General features: G+C 55.6%; 24 protein-coding genes. 6 read left to right on the top strand and 18 right to left on the bottom strand.

What is annotated here, in order from left to right; translation table 11 throughout:
• Positions 1–20: 20 nt before the first annotated feature.
• From AURMO_RS02960 to thyX, 3 genes are all read right to left on the bottom strand, one after another.
• Positions 21–1,697 (bottom strand): ribonuclease J, encoded by a 1,677-nt coding sequence (locus AURMO_RS02960; protein ID WP_110233083.1) that lies wholly within the window; start codon positions 1,695–1,697, stop codon positions 21–23.
• A 70-nt stretch (positions 1,698–1,767) separates the two neighbouring features.
• Complete coding sequence (dapA, locus tag AURMO_RS02955; protein WP_110233082.1) at positions 1,768–2,745, bottom strand: 4-hydroxy-tetrahydrodipicolinate synthase; 978 nt, start codon at positions 2,743–2,745, stop codon at positions 1,768–1,770.
• Positions 2,746–2,771: 26 nt separating this feature from the next.
• A complete protein-coding gene (thyX, locus tag AURMO_RS02950) occupies positions 2,772–3,509 on the bottom strand; it encodes an FAD-dependent thymidylate synthase (RefSeq protein ID WP_110233081.1) in 738 nt (245 codons plus the stop codon).
• Between the two features lie 76 nt (positions 3,510–3,585).
• Between thyX and AURMO_RS02945 the strand changes: the two genes are divergently transcribed.
• The 5 genes from AURMO_RS02945 to AURMO_RS02925 are packed head-to-tail and all read left to right on the top strand — an operon-like array spanning position 3,586 to position 7,217.
• A complete protein-coding gene (locus AURMO_RS02945; protein WP_110233080.1) occupies positions 3,586–4,035 on the top strand; it encodes a TlpA family protein disulfide reductase in 450 nt (149 codons plus the stop codon).
• The gene (locus AURMO_RS02940; RefSeq protein WP_110233079.1) at positions 4,025–4,561 is read left to right on the top strand and encodes a DUF4395 domain-containing protein; all 537 of its coding nucleotides are present in this window, start codon (positions 4,025–4,027) and stop codon (positions 4,559–4,561) included. Before AURMO_RS02945 ends, AURMO_RS02940 begins: the two co-directional genes overlap by 11 nt.
• 47 nt (positions 4,562–4,608) lie before the next feature.
• Positions 4,609–5,511 (top strand): TIGR01777 family oxidoreductase, encoded by a 903-nt coding sequence (locus AURMO_RS02935; RefSeq protein WP_239406857.1) that lies wholly within the window; start codon positions 4,609–4,611, stop codon positions 5,509–5,511.
• Between the two features lie 9 nt (positions 5,512–5,520).
• The gene (locus AURMO_RS02930) at positions 5,521–6,015 is read left to right on the top strand and encodes a cation:proton antiporter regulatory subunit (protein WP_110233078.1); all 495 of its coding nucleotides are present in this window, start codon (positions 5,521–5,523) and stop codon (positions 6,013–6,015) included.
• Positions 6,016–6,017: 2 nt separating this feature from the next.
• The gene (locus AURMO_RS02925; RefSeq protein WP_110233077.1) at positions 6,018–7,217 is read left to right on the top strand and encodes a cation:proton antiporter; all 1,200 of its coding nucleotides are present in this window, start codon (positions 6,018–6,020) and stop codon (positions 7,215–7,217) included.
• Here AURMO_RS02925 and AURMO_RS02920 read toward each other — a convergent pair.
• The 10 genes from AURMO_RS02920 to rpsP all read right to left on the bottom strand — a co-directional run bounded on the left by AURMO_RS02920 (position 7,180) and on the right by rpsP (position 13,690).
• The gene (locus AURMO_RS02920; RefSeq protein ID WP_110233076.1) at positions 7,180–8,088 is read right to left on the bottom strand and encodes a tyrosine recombinase XerC; all 909 of its coding nucleotides are present in this window, start codon (positions 8,086–8,088) and stop codon (positions 7,180–7,182) included. The two genes, AURMO_RS02925 and AURMO_RS02920, sit on opposite strands and share 38 nt — an antisense overlap.
• A 15-nt stretch (positions 8,089–8,103) precedes the next feature.
• Positions 8,104–9,168, bottom strand: coding sequence for a DNA-processing protein DprA (gene dprA / locus AURMO_RS02915; RefSeq protein ID WP_110233075.1), 1,065 nt, complete (start codon positions 9,166–9,168; stop codon positions 8,104–8,106).
• Between the two features lie 98 nt (positions 9,169–9,266).
• Entirely contained in the window at positions 9,267–9,590 is a 324-nt protein-coding gene (locus AURMO_RS02910; protein ID WP_110233074.1) for a DUF2469 domain-containing protein, read from the bottom strand.
• A gap of 33 nt (positions 9,591–9,623) precedes the next feature.
• Positions 9,624–10,253: a ribonuclease HII gene (locus AURMO_RS02905; RefSeq protein WP_110233073.1), complete on the bottom strand. Its 630-nt coding sequence runs from the start codon at positions 10,251–10,253 to the stop codon at positions 9,624–9,626.
• 5 nt (positions 10,254–10,258) lie between these two features.
• The gene (gene lepB / locus AURMO_RS02900; RefSeq protein ID WP_110233072.1) at positions 10,259–10,984 is read right to left on the bottom strand and encodes a signal peptidase I; all 726 of its coding nucleotides are present in this window, start codon (positions 10,982–10,984) and stop codon (positions 10,259–10,261) included.
• Positions 10,985–11,116: 132 nt separating this feature from the next.
• Positions 11,117–11,464, bottom strand: a complete 348-nt coding sequence (gene rplS / locus AURMO_RS02895) for a 50S ribosomal protein L19 (RefSeq protein ID WP_110233071.1) — start codon at positions 11,462–11,464, stop codon at positions 11,117–11,119.
• Positions 11,465–11,595: 131 nt separating this feature from the next.
• The gene (trmD, locus tag AURMO_RS02890) at positions 11,596–12,291 is read right to left on the bottom strand and encodes a tRNA (guanosine(37)-N1)-methyltransferase TrmD (RefSeq protein ID WP_110233070.1); all 696 of its coding nucleotides are present in this window, start codon (positions 12,289–12,291) and stop codon (positions 11,596–11,598) included.
• Positions 12,292–12,879, bottom strand: coding sequence for a ribosome maturation factor RimM (rimM, locus tag AURMO_RS02885; protein WP_110233069.1), 588 nt, complete (start codon positions 12,877–12,879; stop codon positions 12,292–12,294). It abuts the gene before it with no gap.
• Between the two features lie 2 nt (positions 12,880–12,881).
• The gene (locus AURMO_RS02880) at positions 12,882–13,118 is read right to left on the bottom strand and encodes an RNA-binding protein (protein ID WP_110233068.1); all 237 of its coding nucleotides are present in this window, start codon (positions 13,116–13,118) and stop codon (positions 12,882–12,884) included.
• A gap of 5 nt (positions 13,119–13,123) precedes the next feature.
• On the bottom strand, positions 13,124–13,690 hold the full coding sequence (gene rpsP / locus AURMO_RS02875) for a 30S ribosomal protein S16 (protein ID WP_110233067.1): 567 nt from the start codon (positions 13,688–13,690) through the stop codon (positions 13,124–13,126).
• Positions 13,691–13,902: 212 nt separating this feature from the next.
• Here rpsP and AURMO_RS02870 point away from each other — a divergent pair, with 212 nt between their 5' ends.
• On the top strand, positions 13,903–14,403 hold the full coding sequence (locus tag AURMO_RS02870; protein ID WP_110233066.1) for a 2-phosphosulfolactate phosphatase: 501 nt from the start codon (positions 13,903–13,905) through the stop codon (positions 14,401–14,403).
• Between the two features lie 3 nt (positions 14,404–14,406).
• On the opposite strand, the gene msrB is transcribed toward AURMO_RS02870, so the two are convergent.
• The 5 genes from msrB to AURMO_RS02845 all read right to left on the bottom strand — a co-directional run bounded on the left by msrB (position 14,407) and on the right by AURMO_RS02845 (position 20,438).
• The gene (msrB, locus tag AURMO_RS02865) at positions 14,407–14,805 is read right to left on the bottom strand and encodes a peptide-methionine (R)-S-oxide reductase MsrB (protein WP_110233065.1); all 399 of its coding nucleotides are present in this window, start codon (positions 14,803–14,805) and stop codon (positions 14,407–14,409) included.
• Between the two features lie 21 nt (positions 14,806–14,826).
• Positions 14,827–16,380, bottom strand: a complete 1,554-nt coding sequence (gene ffh, locus AURMO_RS02860; RefSeq protein ID WP_110233064.1) for a signal recognition particle protein — start codon at positions 16,378–16,380, stop codon at positions 14,827–14,829.
• A gap of 12 nt (positions 16,381–16,392) precedes the next feature.
• The gene (gene ftsY / locus AURMO_RS09045) at positions 16,393–17,205 is read right to left on the bottom strand and encodes a signal recognition particle-docking protein FtsY (RefSeq protein ID WP_275425178.1); all 813 of its coding nucleotides are present in this window, start codon (positions 17,203–17,205) and stop codon (positions 16,393–16,395) included.
• Between the two features lie 495 nt (positions 17,206–17,700).
• Positions 17,701–18,183, bottom strand: coding sequence for a pantetheine-phosphate adenylyltransferase (gene coaD, locus AURMO_RS02850; protein WP_110233062.1), 483 nt, complete (start codon positions 18,181–18,183; stop codon positions 17,701–17,703).
• 44 nt (positions 18,184–18,227) lie between these two features.
• Positions 18,228–20,438, bottom strand: a complete 2,211-nt coding sequence (locus AURMO_RS02845; RefSeq protein WP_110233061.1) for an ATP-dependent DNA helicase RecG — start codon at positions 20,436–20,438, stop codon at positions 18,228–18,230.
• Between the last annotated feature and the right edge of the window lie 24 nt (positions 20,439–20,462).

Below are 20,462 nucleotides of genomic sequence, written 5' to 3'. Positions count from 1 at the left end.
CGACTACTTATTCGATGAATTTAGGCTTCGATCACCAAGGGAATAATCATCGGACGACGACGGTAGCTCTTCGAGACCCACTGCCCCACCGTGCGACGAATGACCTGCTGCAGGGAATGCGCGTCACGAACGCCATTGTGAGCTGCTTCCTGAAGAGCCTTGGCAATAGCTGGCTTAATCTCATCAAACACCGCATCGTCTTCGGCGAAACCCTTGGCGTGAATCTCAGGTCCGACAATGATCTTGCCGGTGGCAGGATCCACGACCACGATGATGGAGATGAAGCCTTCCTCGGCGAGGATGCGACGGTCCTTGAGATCGTTATCTGTGATCTCACCCACACTGGAGCCATCCACATAGACGTAGCCAATATCGAGCTGGCCGACTACGCGGGCAATTCCACCCTTGAGATCAATGACAGTTCCGTCTTCACCCAGGATGGTGCGGTGTGCATCAACGCCTGAATCAATCGCCAGGTTGGCGTTCGCTACCAAGTGACGGTATTCGCCGTGCACCGGGAACACATTCTTGGGCTGCAAGATGTTGTAGCAGTAGAGCAACTCCCCTGCCGCTGCGTGCCCAGAGACGTGCACCTTGGCGTTGCCCTTGTGTACGACCTTGGCACCCAACTTGGTGAGTCCATCAATCACGCGGAAGACGGCGTTCTCATTTCCGGGAATCAAGCTTGATGCCAGAATCACGGTGTCACCAGGACCGACCTCAATTTGGTGCTCGAGGTTAGCCATGCGGGCAAGCACAGCCATGGGCTCACCTTGAGAGCCAGTCGACATATAAACCAGACGATCATCAGGCAGCTCTGCTGCCTTCTTGGCATCAATGATGGTTCCCTCTGGAACCTCGAGGTAGCCCAGCTCTGCCGCGATGCCCATGTTGCGCACCATGGAACGGCCCATCAGAACTACGTGGCGGTTGTTGGCCACTGCCGCATCAATAACCTGCTGCACGCGGTGCACGTGTGACGAGAAGCTCGCCACAATAACTCGGCGCTTAGAACGGTGAATCACGCTCTCCAACACAGGCCCAATGTCACGCTCAAGTGGAGTGAATCCAGGAACGTCAGCGTTGGTGGAGTCGGGCAGGAACAGATCCACACCTTCTTCGCCGAGGCGTGCGAAAGCACGCAGATCGGTGAGGCGACCATCGAGAGGAAGCTGGTCCATCTTGAAGTCACCAGTGTGCAAAACAAGACCTGCTTCAGAGCGAATGGCCACAGCTAACGCATCAGGAATGGAGTGGTTCACAGCAACGAACTCGAGCTCGTAGGGACCGAACTGTTCCTTATCGCCTTCCTTGACCTGCAAGGTGTAGGGCTGAATCCGGTGCTCTTTGAGCTTGGCTTCAATGAGTGCCAAGGTCAGTCCTGAGCCCACCAGAGGAATGTCATTCTTCAAACGAAGCAGATACGGGACAGCACCAATGTGGTCTTCGTGACCGTGTGTGAGCACGATGGCCAGAACGTCATCCATGCGGTCACGGATGTAGCTGAAGTCAGGAAGGATGAGGTCCACACCAGGCTGAGTCTCTTCAGGGAAAAGAACACCACAGTCCACGACAAGGAGCTTGCCGTTGAGTTCATAGACGGTCATGTTGCGACCAATCTCCCCCACTCCTCCGAGTGGGACAACGCGCAGCGTTCCGTGTTCTAGTGCAGGTGGGTCAAACAGTTCGTTAGGCATATTCCTCTTACGAGCATGGATCGAAACGATCCGTATTCACGCCCTGGCGGTTGCCCTGACGAGTGTGGCGCTACCTGGTAGTGCCGGCGATTTTGGGCAATGCTCCGCCAGCGGCGGCATTGCGGTCTGGGCGGAAGTTAGAGAAGTCCACACCAGCGATGGGGCCGACGAGAGATATCTCGTCTTCGATCTTGGCTGCTTCCCACTCTTCTGGACCAACCAGAGGAAGACGCACGCGTGGGCTGCCGATGCGGCCCAGACCGTGCAGAACATACTTGGCAGCAACAGTGCCAGGTACGTGAGTCATGATGGCACGAACCAGAGGCTCGAGAGCCTTGTGCTCTGCAGTAGCTGCAGCAAGGTCGCCGCGGTTTACTGCATCCACCATCGCACGGTAGGGAGCAGGAGCAACGTTGGCAGTGACACCAATGAGACCTGAAGCACCGATGGCCATGTGAGGAAGAACGTTAGCGTCATCGCCAGAGAAGTAGAGCAAGTCAGTCTGGTTCAGCACACGGCTGACTTCACTGAAGTCACCCTTGGCATCCTTAACCGCAACGATGTTCGGGTGCTTGGCCAAGCGAAGGATGGTTTCGTACTGAATCTGAATACCGGCACGACCAGGGATGTCATACATGATGAACGGCAGATCCGTTGCGTCAGCAACCATGCGGAAGTGTGTGAGAACACCAGCTTGGGTGGGCTTGTTGTAATACGGGGTGACGGCCATGATGCCATCAGCACCTGCCTTGGCGCTCTTCTTCGCCAGTTCAATAGCGTGAGCGGTTTCGTTAGAAGGACCACCCATGATGATCTTGGCGCGGTTGCCGGCAACCTTCTTGCCAACCTCAACCAGCTTGACCTTCTCGTCGTCAGTGAGCGTGCTGGTTTCTCCAGTTGTACCCGTGACCACAATGCCGTCAGCACCGTTGGAGATGACGTTGTCAATGTGCTTTTCAACGTCGTTCCAGTCCACTTCGCCATCGGCGGTGAAAGGAGTTACGAGCGCGACAAGTACTTGTCCGAAGGGGTTTTCTGGATTGGCCACAGATTAAGCGTACTGAAAAGCAGTGATTACGGCGAAACGCGGCCGTGCTCATTGAATGCCGCATAGGTCAACGGCATGAGCTTGGCCCACTCGTCTTCCATCTTCTCAGCAACCATTTCAATCTCTCGCTGAGGGAATGAAGGGAAGTGAGTTCCTTCACGCTTGGTGCGCAGGGAAAGGAAGTTCATCAGCGAACGAGCGTTCATGGTGACATACATCGAGGAGTAGGTCGCAACGGGAAGTACACCACGAGCTACTTCACGAGCAATGCCAGCTTCGAGCATGCGCTCGTACTCTTCATACGCAACGGTCACAGCACGCTTTGTTGCTTCCTGCGTCAGAGCAGTCTGCTCTGCAGTTCCTGGAACGAAGTCATAGGCGCCTGGCTTACCTACCTGAATCAGGTTGCGGTCAGCAGCTGGCACATAGAAGACAGGGTTCAGTTCGCGGTAACGAGCAGACTCTTCGTTGTAGGAGGCAATGCGGTGACGCATGAACTCGCGGAAAACGAAGATGGGCGCCTGCACGTAGAAGGTCATCGAGTTGTGCTCGAAAGGAGAACCGTGACGGTCACGCATCAGGTAGTTGATGAGACCCTTGTCGCGCTTCTCATCCTCTGCACGAGACTCAGGAGTGTGCATGGACTCTTCTAGAGTCTGCTCTCCTTGGGTCGACACACGCGCAGCAAAAAGCACATCGGAGTCGTGGGCGCTCGAGCGCACCAATTCAACAGTTACATCTGAACGAAATTCAATCTCAGCCACGGGTAAAACCTTACCCGTCGTCACGTTACGTCACACTCGGCACGGCGGGGTTGAAGAGAAATAGTCTGTAATAACTATGGATCTTTCGCTCGTTCTTCTGCTGCTCGGCGGCCTCATCGTGGTGTCCACTGCGCTGGGTTTGCTGATCAAGGCTGCCGAAGGCCGGGTGAAGAAACAGGATGGCCTCACTCGAATCGACCCTTCAACCCTCGGTGAAGGTATCGAGTTCGGAAAAATCGGAACACTGTTGCAGTTCAGCTCCGAGTTCTGCACCAAGTGTCCTGGCACTCGGAAGTACCTCGAGCAGGTGGCGAAAGATCATCCCGGTGTCACCCACGTTGATGTTGATCTGACCAACCGCCAAGACTTGGCTCAGCAGTTCAACATTCTGCAAACCCCCACAACCTTCATCCTTGATGACAGCGGCGCTATTGCAGCTCGCATCGGTGGATCACCTCGTCCCGAAGCAGTTACCGCTGGTTTGGAAATCGCTATCAAGAGAGAGCACGACAGCTATGTCATCTAACAAGCCCAACCCACTCGCAGCTCAGCCTGGCACCAAGGGCATTGACCCTCGTGGACCCCGCTTTGGTGCCACCATCACCTTGATCACCCTCACCGTTGAGTTGATCTTCCTCCTCTCCAACCCAGAGGCTCTTTCCAGCAGCAACACACTGGCTCAAAACTTCGCCACTCCTGCGGGAATCCTTCTCACCTACATCACTGTCATCTTTGCCATCGGCGCATTCGCCGGTATCGGCAAGCACCCCTACGGCGCTATCTTCAAGGCACTGGTTCGTCCACGCCTGTCCGCTCCCACCGAGCTCGAAGACCCCAAGCCGCCCACATTCGCTCAGCTGATCGGCTTCATCATCACGCTGGCTGGACTTGTCTTTGCCGTCCTCGGCATCACGGCCGGTGCGATTATTGCCGTGGCATTCGCTTTCGTCGCAGCGTTCCTGAACTCCGTATTTGGTTACTGCCTCGGCTGCCAAATCTATGTGTTGCTGGTGCGCGCCGGTATCGTGGGACGCGGAAGCGCATCCGCCTAACTCATTCACTTTCGAGCCACGGCCGCTTCCACATATTGGAGGCAGTCGTGGCCTGTTCGTTAACGGTTCTCATTGCTGGTGGCACCGGCATGATCGGTACTGCCCTGACCACAGAACTCGAACAGGCAGGTCACAAGGCTCTCCTTCTGTCCCGCACACCAGGCACTCAGCGCATCGTCTGGAACCCTGAGTCAACTCCGCTCGACCTCGATTCCATCGCCGCAGAACACGGTCCAGTTGATGTCATTGTGAACCTGGCAGGTTCCACCATCAGCAAGATGCCATGGACCGCAAAAACCAAGCATGAGATTCTCTACTCTCGCTTGTCTTCAACAAACACGATTGTGGAAGCTATCGAGCGAGCCAAGAAGAAGCCACGTGCCCTCATCAACGGATCTGCAGTGGGCTTCTATGGTGACCGCGGCAACGAGGTTCTAACTGAGTCCTCTGCCCGCGGTGACGGATTCCTCGCGGACGTTGTGGTCTCCTGGGAAGCAGCAGCAAAGCCTGCAGAACAGCACACACGTGTTGCCTATGCCCGCACCGGCTTGGTGCTCGGCAAGAAGGGCGCTTTGGGACCGCTCCGGTTATTGACCTCGTTCTTCGTTTCCGGCCCGCTTGCTGGCGGAAAAGACTGGTGGCCCTGGATTAGCCTGCGTGATGAAGCCCGCGCACTGGCGTTCTTGATTGAGCGCGACATCTCAGGTCCGGTCAATCTTGTTGCCCCCACGCCAGCAACCACAGGAACGCTGATGAAGGCACTGGCAAAGCTCCTGGGGCGCCCCTATTGGTTCCCGGCTCCGGGTTTTGCTATCTCTCTTGTTCTTGGCCAAGCAGGTCGTGAACTGCTGCTTTCCAGCCAAAAGATCACACCTGAGGTTCTGTTAAGTTCAGGTTTCACTTTCCTCGATAGTGACGTATCGGAAGGTCTGCAGTCTGCTCTGAGATAACGTGGAGGTATGGGTGTACGCATCGAAAAAATTGACCTCCCTGGTTTCGGAGTTCGTCACGACGTCGTGACACAAGCCGGCCAGCACATTGGTGTCCTCAGCTTCCGCGACGGTCACCGTGAAGTTGCTCTGTATGACCCCGAAGACCCGGATGCCATCCTCGGCTCCGTTGCTCTCACCGGCGATGAAGCTGCAGCGCTCTCCGACCTCCTCGGTCACGCTGCTCTGCTGAGTCAGCTCTCTGGCTTGGGCAATGGCACGATCGGACTTTTCACTGAGCAACTCGTCCTACCTTCTGACTCCCGCTTCTTGGATCGCCCCCTCGGTGATACTCAGGCTCGCACCAAGACCGGTGTTTCCATCGTGGCGATCTTGCGCGGCAAGGACGTCATTGCCTCCCCCACACCATCAGAAATCCTTCGCATGGATGACCTGATTGTTGCAGTGGGAACTCGCGAGGGTCTCGACAAGCTCGACAAACTTCTGGCGCACAGTCAGGTTTAGTAATGCACGACGAGACCTGGATGCTGATTGAGGTAGGAGCATTGCTCCTGGGCCTCTCTCTGCTGGGGCGCCTCGCCATCAAATACGGCCAATCCCCAATCCCGCTCTATATGACGGCAGGGTTAGTTTTTGGATCGGGAGGCCTGCTCCCACTTCATGCCAGTATCGACTTCCTCAGCTCCGGAGCTGAGCTTGGAGTTGTGCTGTTACTTGTCATGCTGGGATTGGAATATTCACCCACTGAGTTAGTGGGAAACCTGAAGTCATCTGCCCGTGCAGGAATTTGGGATGGTCTTCTCAATGCCGTTCCGGGTGCCGTCTTTGCACTGATCCTGGGCTGGGGACCTATTGCAGCACTTGTCATGGCAGGTGTGACATGGGTTTCTTCTTCGGGAGTGATCGCCAAAGTATTGCGAGACCTCGGGCGTCTTGGTAACCGCGAAACCCCCATTGTGCTGTCTGTCTTGGTTCTCGAAGACCTCGCGATGGCCTTCTATCTACCCATCCTTTCTGCGGTAGTCATTGGCGCAAGCCTGCTCGAAGGAGCCATTACAGTTGCTATTGCTGTGGGCTCTGTCACCGTCGTCCTTTATCTCGCTGTGCGCCACGGTAAGAAGCTCTCCCGCATATTCCACTCAGAACAGCCTGAAACCCTCCTGATGGGTGTCTTGGGCTTGACCATGCTGGTGGCTGGACTTGCCTCAGAAGTGCAGGTTTCTGCAGCTGTGGGCGCATTCCTCGTGGGCATCGCGCTCTCTGGTCAGGTTGCTCACAACGCCGAAAAGCTACTTGCTCCGCTGCGTGACTTGTTCGCTGCTATTTTCTTCGTCTTCTTCGGCCTCACCACGAACCCTGCAGATATTCCTGAAGTCTTCTTCCCCGCCCTGATTCTTGCTGCGGTCACTATGAGCACCAAGGTGCTCACCGGTTATTTGGCCGCGAAGAAAGCAGGCATTGGTCGCCCTGGTCGTTGGCGTACAGGTGTTGCCCTCATGCCTCGTGGTGAGTTCACCGTCATCATTGCCGGCCTTGCTGTTTCTGCCGGCGTTCAGCCACTGATTGCACCTCTGGCTGCGACCTACATGCTCATCACGGTGATCTCAGGACCTGTCCTGGCGCGCATCACCGACACCGCCTGGTTCAAGCAGCAGATGAAGAACGCAGCTAAGCGCGAGGGTGCGCTTGCTGGTAGCTCGAAGTAAGTCGTTCCATCGAGACGTGGGTATAAATCTGCGTCGTTCCCATGCTGGCGTGGCCAAGCATCTCTTGCACGATTCGCAGATCAGCACCACCATCTAATAGATGCGTTGCTGCGGTGTGGCGCAGTGCATGTGGACCTGCGGGACCACTGCCACCTAACGGCTCTAACAATGACGCAACAAGCGCATAAACAGCACGGGTACTGAGCTTGCCGCCACGTGCTCCCACAAAGAATGCTGTGGTTGCAGGCTTCCCCTCAACCAAAAGCTTCCGCGACCTAGTGAGGTAGTCCGTCAGTGCAGACGCTGCAGGAATACCAAAGGGAACTACTCGTTCTTTAGAACCTTTACCCATCACGCGCACTGTGAGGCGATCGAGATCCACATCCCCCATACTCAAGCCCACCAGTTCTGACACGCGAAGGCCTGAGGCATAGAGCAATTCAATAATGGCGAGGTCACGCAGTGCGAGGGGCTCGCCCTCGCTTGCTTCCTCCACCAAACCTTCAAAGATCTCATCCAGTTGTGGCATCGAGATTACGCGAGGCAAGGACTGCTCTGCCTTGGGCGACTTCAGACGTGCTCCCGCATCATTTTCAGAGATCCCCTGCCTTCGCATCCACGCTGTGAAGCTGCGCACGCTTGCCGAGCGACGAGCAAGGGTTGTTTTGCTCAGCCCTGATTGTGCTGATTCATAAAGCCATTCACGAAGAAACTCCAGAGTGATCCCATCGAGGCTCTTCACATTCCTTCGTTCGGCGTAGTTTGCAAGATCTCGAAGGTCCGAGGAGTAGGCCTTGATGGTGTGCTCGGAGTAGCCACGCTCAGCGCCCAGATAGGCGATGAAGCCGTCTAGGGCACTCTCAAGCTGCATACGTTCAAGGATGCCTCACTCTGTCGCTTCTGCAAGCTCTGACTCGCTCAGAGCTGGTGGCTGACCTGGCAGAAGTTCCATCATCTCCGACGCCGTCGTGACACAGACGGCGTCATATTCACGCAGTAATCGATGACACCCAGCAGACGACGCACTGGTTACCGGTCCCGGCACAACACCGAGGGGCCTGCCCAACGTTGCGGCATGGTTTGCAGTGTTGAGCGAGCCTGAACGCCATCCTGCTTCCATCACCACAGTTGCCTGGGCAGAAGCAGCAATCAACCGATTGCGGAGCAAGAAGCGCCACTTAGTGGGCGCATAGCCACAGGGGGCTTCCGCCAACACGAGACCGGTCTCAATGATGCGTCCCAGCAACGCATCATGGCCGCTGGGATAGAACCGATCGACGCCACCAGCGAGGAATGCCATGGTTGTGCCACCGACAGCAAGTGCTGATCGGTGCGCCATTCCGTCGATGCCATACGCGGCACCAGAAACGATGGCCACTCCAGTTTCAGCAATGGCAGAGACCGTCTCCATCGTGACGTGTTCGCCATAGCCTGTGGAGGCACGAGCGCCCACAATTGCCAGTGAGTTCTCAAACTTTCCCAAAGTAGAGCGCTTCCCTCTTCCCCACAACACCAGGGGTGCATGCATGCCGAGATCATTCAAGCCATCAGGCCACAGTTCTTGTTCAGGGGTAATGAGAAATGCCCCCAACTTGGCCGCATGCGTCACCGCATTGAGCGCATCACCTGAGCTCAATCGTGGCTGCCAGCGAGTAATCCCCTCAGCCAAGTCCTCAGTGAACTGTGAAGGATCCCATTCGAGCTCATCAAGATCCTCACACTGCGCAATGATTTCGTCGGCACGTAATCGTTCGATCAGGAACTGAAGTGCCAGTTGCGGTCCGAAGATACTGATGAGCCGTCCGGCGACTCTGTCGCCCGGCTCAACCAACGTGCTCCAGGCAGCACGAGCAAAACCCAGGGCAATCTGTTCGTTTTTTGAATCTTCCGGCAGCACCTGCCGCATACTCTCTTCAACGGCCAGGGTGGGCAAACCACAAATTGTTGTCATGATGACCTCCGCAGAGAATCATCACGGGAGATCTCAGCGTCAATCCACCTATAACAAAACTGTGTGATTCACCCGAGGTGCTTCAGAACTGTGGAGGACTACTCGTCGAGAGCAAGTTCCTTGGGCAGCTCGAACTCTTTCGACGAGAGTTCCTCGACGTTGACATCCTTGAAGGTGAGAACACGCACGCTCTTGACGAAGCGGTCGGCACGATACACATCCCAGACCCAGACATCGTTCATGGTGAGCTCAAAGTAGAAGTCGTGTTCTGCGTCGATGCGCTTCACATCAACCTCGTTAGCGAGGTAGAAACGACGTTCTGTTTCGATGACATAGGAGAACTGACCGACCACGTCACGGTATTCGCGGTAGAGCGCAAGCTCGGCCTCGCGGTCGTAGTCGTCGAAGTCTTCTTCATCCATGGTGAGTCAATCCTACGTCTAACAGCTGGGGACTTATTTCACCCAGCTTGCACGGTGATAGGGAGTCAACCCAATGGTCTTGATGGCTTCCATATGGACTGCCGCGCCATACCCCTTGTTGGAAGCCCAACCATATTCAGGGTGCTGGGCATCTAACGACACCATGAGCTCATCTCTGGTCACCTTGGCCACGATAGACGCGGCTGAAACCACTGCGCAGTCTTGATCTGCTTTGACACGAGTCGTGACCTGAAGTTTGCTGGAGAGTGCTGGGTTCAACCAGTCATGCGCTCCATCGAGAAGGACCGTTGCCTCCCCAACGGGAACACCTGCCTCATGCAATGAAATGAGCGCTCTGCGCGCAGCGAGGCCTAAACAGGCTGTGATGCCCAGTTCATCAATCTCAGCCGCTGACGCCTCCCCCACGGCCGTGGGAGCCCACTGTTGAACTTCCGGGAACAAGGCGATGCGTTTCTTCTCAGAAACCAATTTGGAATCCCGCAGCCCTGCAGGAAACTCGGTTACACCTGGACTCAGTGCACACACCCCGACCATGACCGGACCAGCCATCGCACCACGGCCCACTTCATCAATACCGATAATCATTGTCGCACCAGAAGCAAAGAGCTCGTGCTCAACGTTGAGTGTGGGTTCAGCTGGCATGAGTGTTACTTGGAGGTTGCAGGTTCAGGGACGTCAGCGAAGACTTCTGGGTAGTTGGAGAGCCAACCCCAGTGACTCATCGGCCAGCTCAGCACAAAGGCGCGGCCCACAACATTGTCCATTCCTACGAATCCGCCACCGGGCTTATCGGTGTTGTAGCGAGAGTCTTTGGAGTTGTATCGGTTGTCACCCATCACAAACAAAGAACTCTCGGGCACGGTGACGTTGAAGTCAATGGCAGAAGCTCGAGTCTCCCCTGCCGGGATGGTGATGTAGGGCTCAGTGATGGCAACGCCATTGACCATGATTTTGCCGTCTGCAGAGCAACACTGCACAGTGTCCCCGGGCAACCCAATCACACGCTTGATGAGGTGATCGTTGCTGTCTGGCGAAGCCAGTCCGAAGAGAGACAATACCCACTCGGTGCCCGCCTGGATTCCTGTGACCTCCACGGGAGGTCTGGCAGGAAGCCAGCCACCTGGATCTTTGAACACCACGATGTCGCCGTGATCCACAGCAACGGCCTTAGGCACGAGTTCGTTGACGATGACGCGGTCATCAATCATGAGGGTTTGTTCCATCGAGGCAGAAGGGATGAAGAAGGAACGAACCAAGAATGTCTTCACCAAGAAAGAAACCAGAATCGCGATTCCGAAGATCACCAGAACGTCGCGAAGAAACAGCAACACCGAACGCATCGGGGCACGTCGTGCGGGTGGTGCATCTGTCATGTATCTGAATCTTTCTTCTGCTTCTCAAGTTTAGGTTGCCGATTCCGACAAAAGCCTGTGTGGCAGATATGAAACACCGCAGGGAAAACAAAAGACCCCCGAGCGAATCGGGGGTCTTTGGGACAAGTCGACTTAGAAGTCGCGCTTCTCTTTGATCTTTGCCTTCTTACCGCGGAGGTTGCGCAGGTAGTACAGCTTGGCGCGACGTACGTCACCACGTGAGACGAGCTCGATGTGGTCGATAACGGGCGAGTGTACGGGGAACTTACGCTCCACACCTACCTGGAAGGAAACCTTACGAACGGTAAAGGTCTCGCGAACGCCTTCACCGGAGCGACCGATAACAACACCCTGGAAAACCTGGATACGAGAGCGGTTACCTTCGATGATGTTTACGTGAACCTTTACGGTGTCACCGGCGCGGAATTCTGGAATGTCGCTACGCAGCGATGGTGCGTCTACAGCGTCAAGAATGTGCATGATTTATCTCAATCTGTACAAGCCACAGGTCTCATACGTGAATGATGAAAAGAATTGTGCAGTGTTGTAGGTCTCAGTGCCCCCTGTGGCAGGGTAAGACCAACGGCACAAGGTTCAATTGTGCCAGAGATTTACTCAGGAAGTAAATCGGGGCGAACAGCCTTGGTGCGTTCGAGCTGCTGTTCGTGACGCCACGTGGCAATTGCGCCATGGTTTCCTGAAAGCAAAACAGGTGGAACTTCCAATCCGCGCCATTCGGCGGGCTTGGTGTAGCTGGGGTATTCCAGCAAACCGTCCTCGTGACTTTCTTCCACCAGCGACTCAGGATTACCCACCATGCCAGGGATCAAGCGGCCAACAGCCTCAATCATGGCCAGAGAAGCTACTTCCCCACCGTTGAGCACGTAGTCACCAAGCGAGATGGGACGAACACGAATACGAGTGGCGAAGTAATCGCTCACGCGCTGATCAATACCTTCGTAACGGCCACAGGCAAAGATGAGCTGCTTTTCTTCTGCCAGTTCTTTCGCCACTGCCTGCGTGAACTGCTCGCCTGCCGGTGAAGGCACGATGAGGACAGGGTTTTTGGAGCTTTCGGGATCATCCAGAATCGCATCCAGGGTGTCCCCCCAGGGCTCAGGCTTCATCACCATGCCAGCGCCACCGCCATAGGGAGTGTCGTCGACGGTGCGGTGCTTGTCTGTGGTGGCATCACGAAGGTCATGCACGCGGGTATCAATCAACCCCGACTGGCGAGCTTTACCCAGAAGCGACACATCCAGAGTGCCGAAGAACTCCGGAAAGATCGTCACAATGTCGATGCGCATTTAGGCCTCGGCAGTTTCCTCGGCAGGAGCGTCATCGTCATCCTCCGGCAGCTCTTCGAAGAGTCCGCCAGGAGGAGTCAGGGTCACGATGCCCTTCTCGATGTCGACTTCAGGAACAATGGCCTTCACAAAAGGAACCATGACATCGCCGTTGGCGGTCTTGATAACCAACAGATCTTGTGCGGGGAAGTGATCTACGCGAGCAACCGTTCCCACTTCGACACCGTCACGCACAGCCTTGAGACCAGTGAGCTGGTGGTCATACCAGGCTTCAGGGTCTTCAGGCAGGACGCTGGTGTCGTGCTCCACCCAGAGAATGGCCTTGATCAGGGACTCTGCCGCCGTGCGGTCAGGAACATCCTTGAAGAAAGCAACGGGGTGTGAGTTGTACCAGCGAAGTTCAATCAGTTCAATGTTCTTGCCATACCAGGGAGATTCTTCCGGCACCTGAACAGAGAAAATGGCCCCGGGCACAAAGCGCTTCTCGGGCTCATCGGTATAGAGCTCGACCTTGATAGCACCTTTGAGGCCGTGGGCCTTGGTGAGACGACCGACGCGAAGTTGGGTCTGTCTAGATTCAGCGGTCACGTTTAAGCGTCGGTGTCGACGACGTCGACACGAACGTTGCGACCATCAGCCAGGGCGTTCACAACAGTGCGAATGGCCTTGGCAGTGCGGCCTGAACGGCCAATAACGCGGCCAAGGTCCTCGGGGTTCACATGAACCTCGAGGACCTCACCACGATTGTTCGAACGCACAGCAACCTTCACGTCATCGGGGTTCTCTACGATGCCCTTGACGAGGTGCTTGACTGCTGATGCGAGCATGTTGGTTAGGCCTGTTCCTCGCCAGCTGCTTCTTCAGCAGCCTCAACGATTTCCTCAGCCTCGGCAACAACCTCAGCTGCTACCTCTTCAACAACAGTTTCAGCTACAGCCTCTTCGACGATTGCTTCTGCAACTGCCTCGACTACTGCTTCCTCAGCTGCGGCCTCTACGACGGCTTCTTCAGCAGCTTCAACAGCTGCCTCTTCCTTCTTAGGTGCCTTCTCAGTCTTTGGGACGAGAACGGGCTTCTTCTTGGTGTCGACAACGAATGCAGCCTTAGGCTCAGCAACCTTGATGGTGCTCTTTGCATTCTTGTCACCCTTGAAGATTCCCCAGTCACCGGAGAGCTTCAGAAGTGCTTCGACCTGCTCGGTTGGCTGTGCGCCAACGGAGAGCCAGTACTGAGCACGGTCTGACTTGACCTCGATGAACGATGGGTTCTCGGTGGGGTGGTACTTACCGATCTCCTCGATAACACGACCATCGCGCTTGGTGCGCGAGTCTGCTACGACGATGCGGTAGTAAGGCGCGCGGATTTTACCCATGCGCTTCAAACGAATTTTGACAGCCACAATTCTCCTGTGAGTGATGTGTAGTGGATGAACTGACGACCGTGAGCGTGGGGGCACACTCGGTACAAGCTCTAAGGGTTTCGGCACATATCTGATTAGAGGGTCGGATATGAGTCGAACTCGACTTCCTATTCTGGCAGGTTTGAGCCCTAATTGGCTAATCGAGAGGGAAAATCAGCAGGTATGTTTGAAGAAACCAGTCCAGGAGAGAAATGAACAGACCCCACTACCAAGTGATGTGCACCTGGGGGCTCTCAGGTTCACAACGGTTAAGCGTGAACCCTGATGTTGTGATTTGGGTTAATGCACTGTCTCAATCAGCGCCTCTCCCCCTCCAACTGGATTCATTCCCCGGGGACAGCAAGGTCTTGGTCGGCTCATACTTTGATGCGTTTGCGGTTGCAGATTGGGTGGCAAACTACCAATTAGAGCAACAAAGACGGGTCATTGTGTTGATTGTCTACTCAGATGCAGAAACACACAATGTGGCAGATGAGCTAGCTGCCGGCGCGATCATTGAACGACTCGCACAACAAGGCCTCGATGCCATGAGCCCCGAAGCTGCAGTTGCAAATGCTGCCTTTAGTCAGCTTCGAAATGCGGCAGCTCACCTCATCGCCGCTTCAGAGCAAGCTCAAAACATAACTCTCAGAGATGATGAGCTTGTACTTAATGAATCACTCACGTCTGCAGATGTGAGAGTGCTGAGGTAATAATTACTCAGCTTCAAAGTTAAGCGCGATGGAGTTCATGCAGTAACGATCACCTGTTGGGGTTCCAAAACCGTCAGGGAAAACATGTCCTAAGTGAGAACCGCAACCTGCACACAACACTTCAGTGCGAATTTGTCCCAGACTTGCGTCTTCTCGGAGTACCACAGCATCTGGACGAACAGATTCATAGAAGCTAGGCCAGCCACAGCCGGAATCGAACTTGGTTCCTGCTTTGAATAGCTCATTTCCACACGCCTTACAGGTGTAGAGACCTGCACGCTTTTCATCCAAGAGCTCACCTGTCCAAGGTCTCTCGGTTGCAGCTTGACGCAACACCGCGAACTCTTCCGCACTGAGTTCAGCGCGCCACTGGTCTTCGGACTTATCTACTGAATAGCTCATTGCTTCTCCTAGATGTGTTGGTTAGCCCTTGCCCAGCATCTTCTGCAGAGCTTCGAGTTCTTCAGGGCTTGGACCGCCTGCGGCGCCTTGGTTACCCAGGCCAAAACCGCCACCGTTTCCAGGCTTGACTCCCCCAGCAGCCAGTGCAGCATTCTCTTGAGCTCGCTTGGCAGGGTTTCCAGACTTGGAACCCTTCTTCTTGGCTTGTTGCTTCTTGCCGCCGTGACCCATTGCACCCATGGGACCCATTCCAGGGATCTGAGGCATTCCACCCTTGGCAACGGTCTTCATCATCTTGGCGGCTTGTTCAAACCGGTTGACCAGTGCGTTCACGTCTGTGACGGTCATGCCGGAACCCTTGGCAATACGAAGACGGCGTGAACCGTTGAGCAACTTGGTGTTCTGACGTTCTGCCTTGGTCATTGACTGAATGATGGCTTCGGTGCGAACAAGTTCTCTCTCGTCGAAGTTGTCGAGCTGCTCTTTCATGGCACCAGCGCCAGGAAGCATGCCGAGCATCTTCTTCATGGAGCCCATGTTCTTGAGCTGCTGCATCTGCTCGAGGAAGTCCTCAAGGGTGAAGGAGTCTGTGGCGAACTTCTCTTGAAGTTGTGCAGCTTCTTTTTCGTCGAAGGCTTCCTGCGCCTGTTCGATCAGGGTGAGGATGTCACCGAGGTCGAGAATACGGCTGGCCATGCGGTCTGGGTAGAAGGGCTCAAAGTCATCGAGGTTTTCACCGGTGGACGCGAACATGATGGGGCGTTGGGTCTCAGAGACCACAGAAAGAGCAGCACCACCGCGGGCGTCACCATCGAGCTTGGTGAGGACAACACCAGTGAAGTCCACACCCTCTTGGAAAGCCTGGGCAGTTGCAACGGCGTCTTGACCGATCATGGCGTCAATGACGAACAGAACTTCATCAGGGCTGGTGGCCTTGCGGATGTCCGCAGCCTGCTTCATCAGCTCTGCATCAACACCCAAGCGACCGGCGGTGTCAATGATGACCACGTCGTATTGCTTATCGTTAGCGAACTTGATCGAATCCTTGGCGACTTTGACGGGGTCTCCTACGCCGTTTCCTGGCTCAGGTGAGTACACAGCCACACCGGCGTTCTTCCCAACCACCTCGAGCTGCTGAACAGCGTTGGGGCGCTGAAGGTCACAGGCCACCAGAAGTGGGGTGTGCTTGTCCTTGGCGAGGTATTTCGCCAGCTTTCCGGCAAGGGTCGTCTTACCAGCACCCTGCAAACCAGCAAGCATGATGATGGTCGGCGGCTTCTTAGCAAATTCCAAACGACGCTGTGCTCCACCGAGGATGGTGACGAGTTCTTCGTTCACGATCTGAACAACCTGCTGGGCAGGGTTCAACGCCTTATTGACCTCATCGCTGAGGGCACGTTCGCGAACATCGCTGGTGAACTTCTTCACCACGTTGAGCGAGACGTCGGCATCCAACATGGCGCGACGAATCTCGCGCAGTGTGCCGTCTACATCTGCGGGGGAAAGTTTTCCCTTGCCGCGGAGGTTTTTGAGGGACTCAGTAAGACGCGTGGAGAGTGTGCCGAAGGTTGCCATAACCCCTCTAGCCTAGCCAACGAGCTGGGCTGCGAAGGCGTGTGGCGTGAAGCCGATCAAGTCATTGATGCCTTCGCCATTACCCACGAGCTTCACCGGGATTCCCGTGCGCTCTTGAACAGCGAGTACAAAACCACCCTTGGCAGAACCATCGAGCTTGGTCAAAACCAAACCGGTAACTCCTGCGTGCTCGAGGAAGGCTTCCGCCTGTGAAAGACCGTTTTGGCCCGTGGTGGCATCTAAAACGAGGAGAACTTCAGAAATTGGGGCTTGCTTCTCAATGACGCGGCGAATCTTGGAAAGCTCATCCATCAGACCACTCTTGGTCTGGAGACGCCCTGCGGTGTCGATGATGACGATTTCGGTGCCCTTATTAATGGCCCACTCAATGGTTTGATAGGCCACAGCAGAAGGGTCTTGGCCTTCCATCTGTGGCTTGACCACGTCTACCCCGGCACGCTCTGCCCAGGTGGCGAGCTGGTCGACTGCAGCAGCACGGAACGTGTCAGCTGCACCGACCACAACGCTCTTGCCTGCGTTGGAGATGTATTTGGCCACCTTGCCAATGGTGGTGGTCTTTCCCACACCATTAACGCCCACAACCAAGATCACAGCTGGACGCTCACTGAGCTTGAGGGTGGTGTCGAACTTGTTCAAGCGATCTTCGATTGCTTCACGAAGCAAACGAATGAAATCTTCAGGATCGGTGGTGCCAAACTTTGCCACGTTTGCGCGCATGACGTCGATGAGCTCTTCGGTGATATCTGGCCCAAAGTCTGCTGCGAGAAGGGTTTCTTCGAGCTCTTCCCACATGTCCTCATCGATAGCGGCGCGACGAGGGGCTTTAGCTACAGGCTTTGCCTTTACTGGCTTTGCGGCAACAACGGGTGCAGGTGCAGGTTCTTCAACGACAGTTTCTTCACGGACCTCGAGAACTGGTCCTGGCTCAGGCTCAGGTTCTGCGACAACCTCGGGCTCAGGAGTTGGCTCTGGAAGAACTTCTGCAACTGGCTCGGGAAGAACTTCTTCCGGTTCTTCAGCAGGCGTTACTACCGGTTCAGGCTTGGTTTCAACAACCTTGTGGGCAATAGGCTCAACAACAGGTTCTGCAACCTTGTCAGGCTTGGGCTTCTTCTCTGCCGTGGGTTTATCAGCTACAGGCTCTGGAACAACTTCACGTTCAACTTCCTCATTGCGAGGAAGCGAGGGAACATCATCAAAGATGTCATCGACTGTCTCATCTGCGTCTGAGCGCGCAAAAAGCCCTTTGAGCTTGGCGCCAAGCGACCAGCGTGATTTTTCAGCCATAGATACAGCGTATTAGGCGCCTTGGAGATACTGTGCCACGACGTGGGGAACGTAGGGACGAACATCTCCACCGAGCGAAGCAACCTGACGCACCAGCGAGCTGGAAACGTAGGAATGACCAGGCTCTGGCATGAGGAAAATGGTCTCCATGCCGGCAAGGTTGCGGTTGACCATGGCCATGGGAGTTTCGTAGGAGATGTCGAGCTGGGTGCGAATGCCCTTGATCAAAACGGTTGCGCCCACATCAGAGCAGTAGTCCACGAGAAGACCCATGCTCCAGGATGCGACTACAACATTGTCGCTAAGGCCGGCTTCTTCGATGGCTTCTTCAATCAGCGTGACACGTTGAGCAATCGGGAGCAGCGCATGCTTATCCGGGTTGTGCACCACAACGACGTGAATCTCATCGAAGAGCTTTGTTGCTCGAGCAATGACATCCATGTGACCGAGGGTGATCGGGTCAAACGAACCAGGGACTACGGCGATCCTGCGCATGACTCCACCCTACGCATCAAACGCGGGTCTGGTCAGGCAAAATGCTAGTTTTTGTCCAAGAAATCGCGTTCACTTTCACTGAGTCGACGCGAGATGGCCTGAGCCAGCACTGGATGCCCAGCAAAACCAGGATCAGATGCCAGGATCTCAGCAGCAGCATCACGGGCATCCATGATGACGTCGCCGTCCCGCGCTGCACGCAAGAGACGCAGAGAAGAGCGCCCACCAGACTGACTCGTGCCCAGCACGTTTCCTTCACTGCGGAGTTCGAGATCGATGCGTGCCAACTCGAAGCCATCGGTGGTGCTGGCCACAGCCTCCACACGTTCATAGGCAGTTGTTCCTGGCTGGGCATGGGTAACGAACAAGGCAAGCCCGGGCACTCCCCCTCGACCCACACGGCCTCGCAGCTGGTGTAACTGAGAGACACCAAAACGGTCAGCATCCATCACGACCATGGTGGAGGCATTGGGCACATCCACACCCACCTCAATGACCGTGGTGGCCACAATGAGATCAATATCTCCTGCTGAGAAGGCCTGCATCACAGCATCCTTGTCATCGCTGGTCATCCGACCATGAAGTTCGGCAATGCGACGCTTGCCCAGATGAGGATGTTCTCTCAGCAGTGCCGCAACGGATTCCACCGATGCTTTCTCGGGCTTCGCCTCATCTGTGTCGAGTTCAACTTCGTCATTGACCAGGGCATCTAGATCATCTTCTGGAGCACCAGCGGCATCAATGGCAGGACAGACCACAAAAGCTTGTCGTCCGGCAACGAGTTCTTCTTCTACGCGCTCCCACACCCGCGTGATCCACGACGGGTGTTCGGCGAGCGCGACGGCATGACTGGTAATTCCTGCACGCCCTGCAGGTAGCCCTGCAATGACAGAAACATCCAAGTCGCCAAAGACCGTCATGGCAACTGTGCGGGGAATGGGAGTCGCTGTGAGCACGAGGACGTGGGGTGTGAGTTCCGTCTTCACTCGAAGTGCTTGACGCTGCTCCACCCCGAAGCGGTGTTGTTCATCCACGACCACGAGCCCTAGGTCAAAGAACTCGACCTTGTCACTGAGCAGTGCATGTGTGCCGATGACAATGCGTGCTTGCCCTGTAACGGTTCGAAGCAGTGCTTGCCGCTTAGCAGCGGCGGGTAGCTGTCCAGTAATGAGCGTAGGCATCAAAGACGCAGAGAGATCAGGACCCAGCATGTTCGTAATGGAGCGCAAGTGTTGGGCAGCAAGTACTTCTGTGGGCGCCAGCAATGCTGCCTGGCCGCCACTGTCGGCAACCTGCAGCATTGCTCGCAGCGCCACCAGTGTCTTTCCCGAGCCCACTTCCCCTTGAACCAATCGGTTCATGGGGTGAGAAGATTGCAGATCCTCTGCAATCTCTGCCCCGGTTGTGAGCTGGTCTTCGGTCAGCGTGAAGGGCAGTCGTGCATCGAGTTGATCGAGGTAACCCCCAGCTTTGGGCGCGCGCGGTGTTGCTGCCTGAGCTTTGGCTTTTGCACGCTGATCCAGCAGGGTTGCCTGCAGAACGAATGCTTCCTGGAAACGAAGGGTGTCACGAGCCTTCTGCCAGTCAGCGTCTGTCTCGGGTTGGTGAATCTTGAGAATGGCTTCGTTCAAGCTGAGCAGCTTGCGGTCATTCCTCACGTCAGCGGGAACCGGGTCAGGAAGTTCAGCACTTCCCCGGACCGTGATGAGCACAATCTCCATCACCTTGGCAATTTGCCAACTGGCCAGAGTGCTGGTGGCGGGATAGATCGGGATGGGCTGCATGGCCCACTTTGCCGCATCTTTATCGGCAGAGTCTCTCTCATCCTCGCCATCGAAGAGTTCATAGTCCGGGTGGGCAAGCTGGAGTGCCCCGCGATAGGCACCGACTTTGCCTGCAAAGATTCCCCGCACCCCTGCTTTGAGGTCTTTGGCTCGCCATGCCTGATTGAAGAAGGTGAGCGTCATGATGCCGCCTGAGCGGCCGTCAGTGATTCTTACTTCCAGAATCGACCCCTTGCGAGCACGCATAGGACGTTCGCGCACATCCAACACTTCAGCCACGATGGTGACGTTCTCATTGAGGGGAACATCATTGATGGCGGTGAGCTCACCGCGGCGGGCATAACGACGTGGATAGTGCGCGAGCAGGTCACCCACCGTGCGAATGCCAAAGGCTTTCTTGAGCGATCCTGCAGTCTTACTGCCCACCACTGGCTCAAGTGCTGCATCAAGCAAGGCATCAGAGCTGGGCATAACCCCAGTTTATGGTCGGGGTCC

Origin of the sequence: Aurantimicrobium photophilum (assembly GCF_003194085.1) — a bacterium.
GTDB classification, from domain to species: domain Bacteria; phylum Actinomycetota; class Actinomycetes; order Actinomycetales; family Microbacteriaceae; genus Aurantimicrobium; species Aurantimicrobium photophilum.
The sequence above is the reverse complement of the archived record's forward strand: the minus strand, read 5'-3'. Positions and strand labels throughout refer to the sequence as shown.

Coding starts and splice junctions, on each gene's coding strand:
- AURMO_RS02925 (WP_110233077.1), top strand. CDS start 6,018: ATGCACGACGAGACCTGGATGCTGATTGAGGTAGGAGCATTGCTCCTG.
- AURMO_RS02945 (WP_110233080.1), top strand. CDS start 3,586: ATGGATCTTTCGCTCGTTCTTCTGCTGCTCGGCGGCCTCATCGTGGTG.
- AURMO_RS02910 (WP_110233074.1), bottom strand. CDS start 9,590: ATGGATGAAGAAGACTTCGACGACTACGACCGCGAGGCCGAGCTTGCG.
- rplS (WP_110233071.1), bottom strand. CDS start 11,464: ATGCACATTCTTGACGCTGTAGACGCACCATCGCTGCGTAGCGACATT.
- AURMO_RS02930 (WP_110233078.1), top strand. CDS start 5,521: ATGGGTGTACGCATCGAAAAAATTGACCTCCCTGGTTTCGGAGTTCGT.
- AURMO_RS02905 (WP_110233073.1), bottom strand. CDS start 10,253: ATGCCAGCTGAACCCACACTCAACGTTGAGCACGAGCTCTTTGCTTCT.
- AURMO_RS02845 (WP_110233061.1), bottom strand. CDS start 20,438: ATGCCCAGCTCTGATGCCTTGCTTGATGCAGCACTTGAGCCAGTGGTG.
- trmD (WP_110233070.1), bottom strand. CDS start 12,291: ATGCGCATCGACATTGTGACGATCTTTCCGGAGTTCTTCGGCACTCTG.
- AURMO_RS02920 (WP_110233076.1), bottom strand. CDS start 8,088: ATGCAGCTTGAGAGTGCCCTAGACGGCTTCATCGCCTATCTGGGCGCT.
- coaD (WP_110233062.1), bottom strand. CDS start 18,183: ATGCGCAGGATCGCCGTAGTCCCTGGTTCGTTTGACCCGATCACCCTC.
- msrB (WP_110233065.1), bottom strand. CDS start 14,805: ATGAGCTATTCAGTAGATAAGTCCGAAGACCAGTGGCGCGCTGAACTC.
- AURMO_RS02960 (WP_110233083.1), bottom strand. CDS start 1,697: ATGCCTAACGAACTGTTTGACCCACCTGCACTAGAACACGGAACGCTG.
- AURMO_RS02880 (WP_110233068.1), bottom strand. CDS start 13,118: ATGCTCGCATCAGCAGTCAAGCACCTCGTCAAGGGCATCGTAGAGAAC.
- lepB (WP_110233072.1), bottom strand. CDS start 10,984: ATGACAGATGCACCACCCGCACGACGTGCCCCGATGCGTTCGGTGTTG.
- AURMO_RS02940 (WP_110233079.1), top strand. CDS start 4,025: ATGTCATCTAACAAGCCCAACCCACTCGCAGCTCAGCCTGGCACCAAG.
- ffh (WP_110233064.1), bottom strand. CDS start 16,380: ATGGCAACCTTCGGCACACTCTCCACGCGTCTTACTGAGTCCCTCAAA.
- dprA (WP_110233075.1), bottom strand. CDS start 9,168: ATGACAACAATTTGTGGTTTGCCCACCCTGGCCGTTGAAGAGAGTATG.
- AURMO_RS02870 (WP_110233066.1), top strand. CDS start 13,903: ATGAACAGACCCCACTACCAAGTGATGTGCACCTGGGGGCTCTCAGGT.